Source organism: Polyangium fumosum (assembly GCF_005144585.1).
Lineage (GTDB): Bacteria > Myxococcota_A > Polyangia > Polyangiales > Polyangiaceae > Polyangium > Polyangium fumosum.
The window spans coordinates 20,564-32,453 of sequence record NZ_SSMQ01000057.1; the positions used below are offsets into that span (position 1 = coordinate 20,564).

At 70.4% G+C, this 11,890-nt stretch carries 8 protein-coding genes; 4 read left to right on the forward strand and 4 right to left on the reverse strand.

What is annotated here, in order from left to right:
• Positions 1-11 precede the first annotated feature (11 nt).
• Complete coding sequence (locus tag E8A74_RS38045) at positions 12-1,199, reverse strand: pre-peptidase C-terminal domain-containing protein (RefSeq protein WP_136934010.1); 1,188 nt, start codon at positions 1,197-1,199, stop codon at positions 12-14.
• Complete coding sequence (locus tag E8A74_RS38050) at positions 1,181-4,069, reverse strand: vWA domain-containing protein (protein ID WP_136934011.1); 2,889 nt, start codon at positions 4,067-4,069, stop codon at positions 1,181-1,183. The genes E8A74_RS38045 and E8A74_RS38050 overlap by 19 nt, the downstream gene beginning before the upstream one ends.
• Positions 4,070-4,437: 368 nt before the next feature.
• On the opposite strand from E8A74_RS38050, the gene E8A74_RS38055 reads away from it, so the two are divergent.
• Both E8A74_RS38055 and bioA read left to right on the forward strand, forming a co-directional pair.
• Positions 4,438-6,012, forward strand: a complete 1,575-nt coding sequence (locus E8A74_RS38055) for a sensor histidine kinase (RefSeq protein WP_170229682.1) — start codon at positions 4,438-4,440, stop codon at positions 6,010-6,012.
• Positions 6,009-7,346, forward strand: coding sequence for an adenosylmethionine--8-amino-7-oxononanoate transaminase (gene bioA / locus E8A74_RS38060; RefSeq protein WP_269749916.1), 1,338 nt, complete (start codon positions 6,009-6,011; stop codon positions 7,344-7,346). The genes E8A74_RS38055 and bioA overlap by 4 nt, the downstream gene beginning before the upstream one ends.
• Here bioA and E8A74_RS38065 read toward each other — a convergent pair.
• Positions 7,343-8,686 (reverse strand): WD40/YVTN/BNR-like repeat-containing protein, encoded by a 1,344-nt coding sequence (locus E8A74_RS38065; protein ID WP_136934013.1) that lies wholly within the window; start codon positions 8,684-8,686, stop codon positions 7,343-7,345. The two genes, bioA and E8A74_RS38065, sit on opposite strands and share 4 nt — an antisense overlap.
• Before the next feature lie 8 nt (positions 8,687-8,694).
• Positions 8,695-10,740 (reverse strand): DNA polymerase III subunit gamma/tau, encoded by a 2,046-nt coding sequence (dnaX, locus tag E8A74_RS38070; RefSeq protein WP_136934014.1) that lies wholly within the window; start codon positions 10,738-10,740, stop codon positions 8,695-8,697.
• Between the two features lie 148 nt (positions 10,741-10,888).
• On the opposite strand from dnaX, the gene E8A74_RS38075 reads away from it, so the two are divergent.
• Positions 10,889-11,212 carry a YbaB/EbfC family nucleoid-associated protein gene (locus E8A74_RS38075; RefSeq protein ID WP_136934015.1) on the forward strand — a complete coding sequence of 108 codons (324 nt, stop codon included), beginning with the start codon at positions 10,889-10,891 and terminating at the stop codon, positions 11,210-11,212.
• Positions 11,212-11,883 (forward strand): recombination mediator RecR, encoded by a 672-nt coding sequence (gene recR / locus E8A74_RS38080; protein WP_232379933.1) that lies wholly within the window; start codon positions 11,212-11,214, stop codon positions 11,881-11,883. The genes E8A74_RS38075 and recR overlap by 1 nt, the downstream gene beginning before the upstream one ends.
• The last annotated feature ends 7 nt before the right edge of the window (positions 11,884-11,890 follow it).

The window sequence follows — 11,890 nt, forward strand, 5'->3', positions numbered from 1 at the left end:
CGGCGGTCAAGTCAGGGGGTCGTGACGAGGACGGAGAGGCCGTAGTAGCTCGGATCCGAGGCGCGGCCGCCCGCCGTGACGCGCACGAAGTACGTGCCGGCCGCGACGTTCTCCGCCTTGGCGAGCGAGCAGTAGCCGAGCGCGTCGTCGTTCGTGACGAGCGTGTTGCCCATGGCGTTGAAGATCGTGACGACCGTGTCGAGCGTGCTCATCGCGCAGCCGCCGAGGCCGGCGTCGTGGGTCTGCGCGGTGATCGTGGCGCCGTTCGTCGCGACCTGGACAGACACGTAGTCGGCGTCCGCGACGGGCGAGAGGATCGCCTGCCAGCCGCTCGTGAAGACGTCTGCCTGGGCGATCGTGTCGTTTGGTTCGCTCTCGTGGATCTCGAGCATGCAGGTCGGGCTGCATCCATCCCCCGCGGTCGTGCCGCCGTCGTCGCACTGCTCGCCGGGCGTGCGCACGCCGTCGCCGCAGGTGTTGGTGAACGTGTCGATCACGAGGCGGTAGGGGAAGGTCGCGTTCGGGAAGGCGGGCGCGGCCGTGACACGCGCGTAGTACAGGCCCGCGTCGGCGAAGGAGAGCGTGGCGCGCGCGCAGTAGCCCTCGCCCGCGTCGTCGTCACTCGCGAGCACGGTGGCGCCGTTCGAGCCGAGGATCTCGACGAACGTATCGAGCTCGGACTTCGCGCACGCGCCGTCGCCGGTGTCGCGGGTCTCGACGACGAGGCTCGCCGCCGCGGGGAGGTTGAACGAGACGACGTCGACGTCGCCGGCCGGCGTGATCTGCGCGCCCCACGGCGAACTCCACGTGTTCGCCTGGGCGGCCGTGTTGTTCGGCTCGATCTCGCTCGTGACGAGCTTGCAGTTCGCGTCGCAGAGGTCGGCGCCGCCGGGGTTTCCGTCGTCGCACTCCTCGCCGATCTCGGGGTTCAAGTTCCCGTCGCCGCAGACGGGCGCGGGAGGGCTGCCGCCCGCGCCACCCTGTCCGCCCTGTCCGCCGACGCCGCCCGTACCGCCTTGCCCGCCGATGCCGCCCGTGCCGCCTTGCCCGCCGTCGCCGCCTTGTCCGCCGCTGCCGGAGGAGCTCGACGTGGTCGTGGTGGGGCGCGGCGGGAGCTTGTCGTCGCCGCACGCGACGAGCGTGAGGCCGAAGAGCACGGCGAGAGGCCCGAGGCGCGAGGTCATTCGCTGTCGACGCACGAGTACGTGATCTCCCAGCCGTTGAGGGTCGGCGCGGCGCCCTTGTTGGTCGTCGGGTTGAACGTGACGGAGAACTCGAGGAACGACTGCCGCGCGCCGGGCGTGCCGAGCGTCTTGTACATGTCGATCGGGCACGGCGAGGGGCCGGCCATGGTGCAGAGCTGCGTGTCGACGGGCGAGGCCTTCGCCGTCGCGAGTGAGGTGAACGCGCCCGTGAGGCCCGCCGCCGTGTCCGCGGTGCGCGCGGCGAAGGCGAGGTTCGCGTCGCCGGGCGTGACGCTGTCGTAGGCGAAGTAGCCCCACTGCACCTGGGACCCCGTGGGGCACTTGGCTTCGTAGACGTGCGTGAACGTCGTGGAGGTGTACGCGCCCGGGCAGCCGAGCTCGACGTCGATCGTCGCGCCGGCCGAGTTCAGCACCGTCTGGCACGTGGTCGGGCAGAGGAAGATCTTCTTCGGGTTCTGCGGGGTGTCGTAGTACCAGCCCGTGCCGCACGCGGCCTGGTTCAGGACCTTGGGGAAGGCCACGGCCGCGCCCGCTGCGGGCATGAACGTGACCGTCGCGGCCGTCGGATCGAAGAGGCCCGCGTTCGGGAGATCGAACTCGCACGCGACGACGTCGCCTTTGATCTCGAGCAGCGCGGAGAGCATCTGCTGCTGCGCGTCGCCCTGGTCGGTGACGAAGAACGCGGTCGACGTGCCGCCCTTCTGCGCGATGAGGTTCATCAGCGACACGTTCGCGTCCTGGATGCCGATCGCGTAGGTGAGCACGCCGGCGTTCGTGAACGCGTCCTCGGCGTAGGCCGCGATCGTCGTCGCGTCGCTGCCGCAGGAGTTCGGGTAGCCGTCGGTGACGAAGACGACGACGGTCTGCTGGTTCGGGTTCGCGAGCTGGTAGGCCTTGGCCCACTTCTCGGCGCCGGCGAGCGCGGGCAGGAGCGGCGTGTCGGCGGCCGGCGTGGTGTTGTTGATCTCGGTGACGAGCTTCTGCTCTTGCGTGTCGGTGGGCGCCGACGCGGTCGTGAGCTTGCCGAGCGTGACGAGCGGGACCGCGCACGCGTCGATGCTGCAGTTCGTGTCGTCGCAGCCGGTGACCGGCTTGAAGTGCTCCCAGAAGCGCAACGCGACGCCGATGCCGGCCGAGGCCGGGTCCTGGAAGAACGCCTTCAGCGCGCCCGTGGTCTTGCCCCAGCGGTCGTTCGTCGTCATCGAGCCGGAGCGGTCGAACTGGACGAACATGTTCACGGGGCGGATGGTCCGGCTCGTGACGGAGGAGCAATCGGGCGCCTCGCAGGCGTTGCCGCCGCTCGAGAGCGACCAGTTGTTCTCGCAGAAGCACTCGGTGACGTAGGGGCTCGCCGCCGTCTTCTTCGGCGGGTTGATCATGATCTCGCGGTTGCCGTTGCCGAGGCCGCAGGCGTTCGCGTCGACGTTGATGCACTTGCCGGGCGGGATGGGCTCCTGCGTGAGGCACTCCATCATGTTGGGCTGCGTCTGGTCGGGCGCGCACTTCGGGTACTGCTGCGAGTTCGCCGGGAAGTGCACGAGGCGGATGCCCGTGGGGGCCGCGGTCTTCCCGTGGTTGCAGACGGGCACGACGCCGTTGCACGGGACGCCGACGGCGAGGTCGACGCCCGCGCAGTTCGGGTCGGTCTCGCCGGGCAGCCACGGCGTGCACACGCCCTTCGCGGGGCAGGTCTCGTTGCAGAGCGTCTTGACCTTGTCGACGCAGAGGTTGTCCCACTTCGTCGTGCAGCAGGAGGGGCTCGCCTGGCAGATCGTCGCGACGCACGGATCACAAGCGGCGCTCAGCGCGGCGCCCGAGTAGCACTTGTTGTGCGTGCAGGGCGGGTCGGTTTTGCACTCGGCGCCGCAGAGGCTGTAGACCTTGTCGACGCAGCTCGGCGTCCAGTTCCCTTGCACCCCGGCGCAGCTCTTCGGGCAAGCGACGGCGAAGGCGTCCACGCAAGCCTGCGTCCACGTGCCGGTGCAGCAGCTCGGGTTCGCCGTGCAGACCGTGTTCACGCAGGTGCTGCACGTCTTCTTCAAGCCGACGCCCGTCACGCACGGGTCGTGCGCGCACGTGCCGGCGTACGGGATGAGGCAGCAGGTCGGATCCGCGGTGCAGATCGACTTCACGCACGGATCACAATCGGGGTAGAGCCCCTCGCCGATGGAGCACTTGTGGTGCGAGCACGTGTTCGAGCTCGGGCTCTCGCACTGCATGTTGAACTGGCAGTCGCTCGCCTGCGAGCACGGCTCCTTCAGGCCCTTGTTCACGAGGCCGTTCGGGAAATCGCTGAGGTCGCCGTTCTGCCAGTCGTAGATGCTGGCCCCCGCCTCGGGCGTGAGGCCAGCGTCGGGCTGCTCGTCGAAGACCTGGCACGAAGGATCGCAGGGGTTGTTGATGCAAGCGCTCGCGACGTGGTTGAGGATGACGATGTCGCCGTCGTCGGGGCGCGCCGAGGTCTCGTGGATCTTCGCCTTCGGCGGCGCGATGCGCGAGGAGATGGTGCCCTCGGCGCAAGGGGCCCACGTGCCCTCGACGCACGCTTGCGTGCCGTCGAGGCAGGTGAGGATCCCGTTTTGCTCGCCGATCGTGAGGTGACAGTCGCGCTCTTGGCCATCCACGCAGGGGCCCACGATCGGGCCGGCGCCGCTGCCGCCAGTGCCGCCGCTGCCGCCGCTGCCCCCTTCCCCAGGCCGCGCCCCGAGCGGTGCTTCGGCCGAGCACGCGGCGAAGACCACGGCAAAAGGCGCGAGCACGAGCATCGCGAGGGCCAAGGTCGCTCGGAAGGCCGCGCGTGATCCCGCGCCGGTCGAGCCGTTTTTCTCGAGCATCCCTGTCGATCTGCCCGACGCACGCGCCATGGGTCGAAACCTCCGGTGGATCCTTCGTAGCGGAGAAAGACTGAAGGATCCGGAGCGAAAGAAGCAAGCAACGTGCCCTGAACGGTCCACGCCGGTGCACGCGACCGATCCGACACGGAGCCGGATTGCCCGTGGGGGGCTTCGTCATCGAGGACCCTGGTAACGACATCTACCGGGGAAAAAGTTGCGCGGGCCGCAACCGTTTCACATCGAGGCGCGGATCCGGGCGTCGCGAGCGTCAAAAAACGGGCTTGTCGGGGCCCGGGTCCACGCGCATGCTCGCCGCGGGCGAAGGCCCTTCCCGGACCGACGATGAGGCCGCTTCCCGATGGCCCAGGTTCGCCGGATCGGGGAAAGCTCCGAGGACCGTGCACGCCCACTCCATCGCCGGATTCTTGAGCGCGTGGGTGGTCGCGTACGTCGCGATCGCCACATTCTGCTTCCTCGCGACGCGGAGGGAGCGCCTGCGCGGGCGCGAGGCCGACTTCGTGCTCTTCGGGGTCTTTTGCCTCGCGCTCTCGGTCCACACCGCGGGCGCGGCGGCGCTGCACCTGATGCGCGACGGGGCGGTCGTGCGGATGGCGCTGCTCGCTTCGGACGTGGGGCGCGTGCTCGGGGCGGCGCTGCTCGTGCACGTGGTCGCGCAGCTCTCGCAGGTGCGGCTCGCCCCGCGGGTGCTCGTCGCGATCTACGGCGCGGCGGCGCTGCTCGGGGGCGCGAGCATCGTCGAGCACGTGCGGCAGCTCGACACCGTGGCCGAGGCGCCGGTGTCGTTGCTCGGGCTCTCGGTCGTGGAGGTCGCGACGCCGGCGCACCCGCTCGCGGCGCTGGTGTCGGTCGGCTCGTTCGCGGCGGCGATCTTCGGCGCGACGGTGTTCGTGCGGAGCGCGCTGCGCGGCCGGGCGGATCTGCTCCCGTCGTTGTGGGGCTCGATCGCGTTCGTCGTGAGCACGGGCTACGACGCGCTTTACGGGGTGCTCGGGCAAGGCAAGCCGCTCACGAGCCCGTACGCGTACGCGGCGTTCGTGATGGGCGTCGTGATGTCGCTCCTGTCGCGTTACGTGGCGCTGCGGCAACGCCTGGAGGAGCGCGCGTCGGAGCTGAAGCAGAGGTCGGCGGAGATCGCGCGGGCGTACGAGGAGCTGCGCGCGGCGCAGGCGGAGCTCGTGCGCAAGGAGCAACTCGCGGCCGTCGGCGAGCTGTCGGCGGTGATCGCGCATGAGGTGCGGAACCCCTTGGCGATCATCACGACCGCCGTGGCGACGTTGCGGCGCGAAGGCCTCGGCGAGGACGATCGGCAGACCCTGCTCGGCATCCTCGACGAGGAGGCGTCGCGGCTGAACCGGCTCGTCGGGGATCTCCTGCGCTACGCGCGGCCCGTGCGGTGCGAGCGTCAGCTCGTGGCGCCGCGCGAGATCGTGGAGCGCGCGCTCTCGCTCTCGCAGAACCAGACCGCCGTGAAGGTGACGCTCGTGGAGCCGGAGCCGCTCGAAAAGATCCACGCGGATCCGATGCTGCTAAGGCAGGTGTTCGAGAACATCGTGACGAACGCGATGCAAGCGATGCCGACCGGCGGAGCCTTGACGGTGACGCTCGTGCCGCACGCGGAGAGCGGCGCGTCCGGGGTCGAGGTGCGCGTCGCGGACACGGGCGAGGGGATGGACACGTCGGTGCGCGACCGCGCGCTTGATCCGTTCTTCACGACGCGCGCGGCGGGGACGGGGCTCGGCCTCGCGATCGTGGCGCGTATCGTGGACGCGCACGGCGGGCGGCTCTCGATCGAGAGCGACGTGGGCGCAGGGACGGAGGTGCGGATCTTCTTGCCGCAGCAGGGCGAGCCTGCGCCGGGGCGGAGGTCGGTGCCGCCGGAGATCAGTCGGACGAGCTCGCTGCCGCCGATGCCGGTGGAGGTGCGGCGCGCGTTCGCCGGGAGGAAGGCGTGACGAAGGTCGACGACAAGAGGGCCGCGCGGCGCGCGGAGATCGTGCGCGCGGACAAGCAGTACGTGTGGCACCCGTACACGCCGATGCAGCGGTACATCGACGAGGTCGATCCGCTGGTCGTCGACCGCGCCGCGGGCGCGCGCTTCTTCGATGTCGACGGGCGGAGCTACCTCGACGCGAATTCGAGCTGGTGGGTCTCGACGCTCGGTCACAACCACCCGCGGCTCGTGGCGGCGCTCGCGCGGCAGGCGGAAAGGCTCTGCCATGTGTCGCTCGCGGGCGTGACGCACGAGGGCGCGGCGAAGCTCGGCGAGGAGCTCGTGGCGGTCGCGCCGCCGGGGCTCACGAAGGTGTTCTTCAGCGACGACGGGTCGACGGCGGTCGAGGTCGCGCTGAAGCTCGCGCTGCAGATGTGGCACAACGAGGGGCGGCCCGCGCGGCGCAGGTTCGTGGCGCTCGACGGCGCGTTCCACGGCGAGACGATCGGCGCGGCGAGCCTCGGGGGCGTGGAGGTGTTCCGCAAGCCCTTCGCAGGCGTGCTCCTCGAGTGCATCCATGTGCCGACGCCCGAGGGCGACGCGCCTTCCGACGCGGGCTACGCGCGGGCGTTCGCGGCCCTGGAGAAGCTGCTCGCCGAGGGGAGCGACACGATCGCGGCGGTCGTGCTGGAGCCGCTCGTGCAAGGCGCGACGGGGATGCGGATGTACGACGCGGCGTACCTGCGGCATGCGCGCGCGCTCTGCGATCGGTACGACGTGCTGCTCGTGATCGACGAGGTGTTCACGGGCTACGGGCGCACGGGGACGATGTGGGCGAGCGAGCGCGCGGGCATCACGCCCGATCTGATGTGCTGCGCGAAAGGCTTCTCCGGCGGCATGTTCCCGATGGCGGCGACGCTCGCGACGCGGCGGGTCTTCGACGCGTTCCTCGGGGCGCCGGAGCGAGCCTTTTATTACGGCCATTCCTTCTGCGGAAACCCGCTCGGCGCGGCCATCGCGCGCGAGGTGCTCGCGATCTTCCGCGAAGAGGAGATCCTCGTGAAGGCCCAGCCGAAGGCCGCGCGGATCACGAAGACGTTCGCTTCGATGGGGGAGATCCCGGGCGTGTCGCGGGCGCGATCGCTCGGGATGATCGGAGCGCTCGATCTGTCGAAGGGCGCGGGGTACCTCGGTGAGCTCGGCTGGCGGGTGTATGCCGAGGCGCGGCGGCGCGGCGCGTATCTGCGGCCGCTCGGAGACGTGGTGTACGTGGCGCCGCCGCTCACGATCACGGACGATGACCTCGACGCGCTCCTCGGGATCGTCGAGGAGAGCGTGCGGGCGGCGCTGCGTTAGCGCGTCTTCGTGGCGGGCGCGCGGCGATCCTTCCGGCGGCGCAAGCGCAAGACGAGCGCCGCGAGACCGCCGAGGGCCGCGGCGCCGGACGCGCCCGACGCGCTCCCCAGGCCGCAATCACACCCGCCGGCTGCTTCCAGCTCGCGCGGCCCACTGCCGCCGCTGCCGCTGCCCGATCCGCTGCCCGCGCCGATGCCGCCGCACGCGCTCGGATCGATCCCGAGCGTGGCCGCGATGCCGGGCCAGCTCATCAAGCACGCCGTCGGCGTCGTCGCGCCCTCGCCGCATTCGAGCGGGCAGATCTCGGGCAGGTTGTAGATGTTCTCGAACGTCTTGCCCTCGTCCTTCGAGAAGCCGACCGTGAAGTGGTCGACGAACTGGTTGCCGCACGCGTACATGCCCGCGGTCGTCCACGTGAGGCACCGCGTATAGATGCTGCTGACCTTCTGGAACGCGAGGTCGGCCGTGTTCGCGATCTGGATGCCGTCCTTGGGGCCGCCGATCGCGACACGCGTGCCGTCGGGTGAGAGCGCGAAGCCGAGCAGATCGTCCGTACCCGTGAAGGCCTCGGTGAACGTCGCGCCGGCGTCGTCGCTGACGAGGAGCTTGTCGACCGGATCGCCGCTCAGGCGCAGGTAGACGCGGTCGGGGTTTTGCGGGTCGATCGCGGCGAGGAAGGGGACGAACTTCGCGTAGGCCGCGTCGAGGTAGGTGCGCGTCCACGTCTCGCCGCGATCGTCGGAGCGCTCGATCGCAGGCGCGAACGATTTGCCGACGATGCCGCTCGCGTAGAGGCGCTGCGGGTTCGAGGGCGTGACGTCGACCGTCAGGGCGATGAAGTCGCTGAGGAGCGGCTTTCCGGCTTGCGTCCAGGTGGCGCCGCTGTCGGCCGTCTCGGCGATGATCACGTGGAAGCCGTCGGTGCCCTTGCCGGTGGAGGTGATGGCGACGGCGCGCGTGGGGTCGTCGCGGTGCACGGAGACGTCGATGACGTACTCGTCCTTCAAGGGGGCCTCGACGAAGCCCCAGGCGCAGCCGCGATCGTGGCTCACGCTGAGGCCTTCGAAGACGCCGGCGAGGATCGTTCCGTCCGCGAGCACGCCGATCGCTGGATCTTGCGTGCCGCCGTAGCCGACCGCGCCTTCGCAGATCCACGACCACGAGCTGCCCGTGTTCGAGGTCTCGAGGATGCCGTACGTGGTGCGGAGGACGATGTGCGCAGGATCCTTGGGATCCACGACGAGCTGGTCGGCGATGGGGAAACGGCCGTTCGCGTGGGCCGCGGCGGGGGCGAGGAGTGATACGGCCGCGATCGCCGCGGCAAAGGGGGAGAAGCGCATGGCGAAGGTTAGCGCGTGCTCATGCGCTCGGCGGCGGCGGCGTCTTCGTGTCCGAGGCGTACGTCGCGCAGCTCCGCGCCGAGCAGCTCGATCGCGGCCGTGACGAGGGGATGATCGGCGATGGCGCGGCGCGCGTTGTCGAGGCGGGCGCGTCGGTCGGCGCCGTCGATCTGCGCGACGGTGACGGTGCCGCTTTGCGGGCGGAGCGTCTCGAACGTGACCTCGGGCGTGCCGCCGAAATGCGCGGCGAGGGCGGCGCGGATGGCCTCCTTGGCGAGGGGGTCTTGCGCTTGCTTGCCGAGGAACGAGTTGTCCTCGAAGCCGAGGGCGAGGCCGTCGGGGCCGATGCGGAGCAACGCGGCGTGTTCGAGCACGGAGGCGAGCGGCGCGCGCTTGGCGCGGACGAGCTCGATCACGGCGCGAAACGTGGCGAGGTCGGGGGCGCTCGGGGCCGAAGATCCTCGGGATGCGCCCTCGGCGGGAGGCGGAACGGTCGAAGGCCGTGCCGCGGCGCCGTTCGTGGGAGCCGAGAAGGTCGGACGGCCGTTCGCGGCGCCGTTCGTGGGAGCCGAAACGGTCGAACGCTCGTGCGCGGCGCCGTTCGTGGGAGCCGAAACGGTCGAACGCTCGTGCGCGGCGCCGTTCACGGGAGCCGAGAAGGTCGGACGCTCGTGCGCGGCGACGTTCGCGGGAGCCGAGAAGGTCGGACGGCCGTTCGTGGCGCCGTTCGCGGGAGCTGAAACGGACGAAATTGTGTTGGAGGTTGCATTCGTGCTTGGTGGAGCGGTCGACGAATCGGCGGAGGCGCCTCGGCGCGGGCCCGGTGGCGTTCCGCCGCCTTGCATGGGCCTGCCGTGCCCGGCGCCGCCCGAGGGGCCCGGCGTGCCGCCGCCTCCCCCGAGCAGGCGGCGCTCCATGTCCCCGATCCGCCGCAAGAGCTCGTCCACCGGCAGGAGCGGCGGCCGGCGCGAGAGGCGCACGAGCGTCATCTCCAGCGCCGCGCGAGGCTGGCCGCTCCGCGTGATGTCGTCGTAGGAGCGCGAGAACCCCTGATGCAAGCGCGCGAGGTCGTCCGCGTCCGCGCGCGCCGCCAGGGTCTTGACGTCGGCGAGCTCGCTGTCGGCGAGGTCGAGCAGGCCCGTCGGATCCGCGGAGACCTTGGCGACCACGAGGTCCCGCAAATGCGCGAGGAAGTCCCGCGCGACGTGGGGGAGATCGTAGCCCTGGTGCGCGAGGTCGGAGACCGTGCGCAGGCACGTCTCGGCGTCACCGTCGACGAGCGCGGCCGCGAGGCCGTGAAGGACCGAGCGATCCGCGACGCCGAGGACCCGCGCGACGCCCTCGGCCGTGAGCTTGTCGCCGTCGACGCCGACCCACGCGAGGACCTGATCGAGCAGGCTCATCGCGTCGCGCATGCTGCCCGCCGCCTCGCGGGCGATGATGGAGAGCGCGGCGTCCTCGAACGCGACGCCCTCCTGATCGAGGACGAAGCGCAGGCGCGCGGTGATCGAGAGCGCGCTGATGAGCTTGAAGTCGTAGCGCTGGCAGCGGCTCAGGATCGTGACCGGGATCTTGTGGACCTCGGTCGTCGCGAAGATGAACTTCACGTGCGGCGGCGGCTCCTCGAGCGTCTTGAGGAACGCGTTCCACGCGTTGTTCGAGAGCATGTGGACCTCGTCCACGATGAAGATCTTGAACCGGTCGCGCGAAGGCCGGTACGGCAAGCTCTCCTGGAGCTTGCGGACGTCGTCGACGCCCGTGTAGCTCGCGCCGTCGATCTCCTGGACGTCGACGTCGCTGCCGACGGTGATCTCCTTGCAAGGAGCACACGCCTGGCAGGGTTTCGACGTCGGACCCTTCACGCAGTTGAGCGATTTCGCGAGGATACGCGCGCTCGTTGTCTTGCCGACGCCGCGGACGCCCGTGAACAAGAAGGCGTGCGCGACGCGGTTCTTGGCGATCGCGTTCTCGAGCGTGGTCGAGACGTGCCCCTGACCGACGAGGTCCTCGAACGACTGCGGTCGGTACTTGCGCGCGAGGACGACGTAGCTCATCGCCGCCTCGGCGTAGCAGAAAGGCGCGCTGGCGTCTTGCGACGCAGCCGGACCGCCACGGCGGGCGCGCCGCGTGAGCAAAGAGGCGCGCGCGGGCGTTCGTCCGGCCTTGCGGCCCAGCCGACTTCACGGCATACACCCGCCTCCCATGCAATTTCGCGGTGGAATGAACGAGCTGGTCCGCCAAGCGGCCCGGATGCAGCGCAAAATCGACGAGGCGAAAGCCAAGATCAAGGACCACGAGATCTCGGCGACCGCCGCGTCGGACAAGGTCACGGTCACCGTGACGTGCGAAGGCAAGGTCCGGAAGATCGCGATCGATCCGGACTTCCTCGCCGCCGAAGGCCTGGAGATGGCCCTCGACGCCGTGGCGGTCGCAGCGAACTCCGCGCTCGAGCAGGCCGACAAGTACGTCGAAGCCGAGATCGCCAAGGTCACGGGCGGCGTGAAGATCCCGGGAATGCACACGTAGTGGCCACGCGGAGCCCCACCTCCTACGTCACGCGCACCTCTTCTCTGCCGGAACGCCTCACGCGCGTCGCGCACCTGTTCGCGCGGCTGCCGGGCGTCGGCGAGAAGACCGCGCAACGCTTCGCGCTGTTCCTGGCGACGGCGGACGAGGAGGTCGCGCACGATCTCGGCACCGAGCTCGCCGTGTTGCGCGACCACGTGAGGCCCTGCGATCGCTGCGGAAACATCGGCGAGATCGCCGAAGGCGCGCAGCCGGGCGAGCCCGTGTGTTGCGCGATCTGCCGGGACGAGCGGCGCGACAAAGCGCTGCTCTGCGTGGTCGCGCGGGTGCAAGACCTGCTCGCGATCGAGCGGAGCGGGGTGATGCGCGGGAAGTATTTCGTGCTCGGGAGGCTGCTCTCGCCGCTCGACGGGATCTCCGCCGAGGATCTGCCGCTCGAGCAGCTCAAGCGCATCGTGACGGACGCCGAGGCGCCGGTGAACGAGGTGCTCGTGGCGACGCCGCCGTCGGTGGACGGCGAGGCGACGGCGCTGCTCGTGGCGCGCGAGATGGCCGCGCTCGGCGCGCGCGTGACCCGCATCGCGAGCGGCGTGCCCCACGGCGGCGACCTCGAGTTCGCCGATCAAGTCACGCTCGGCCGCGCCATCGAAGGCCGGAAGAGCTTCGGCTGAACGGAGG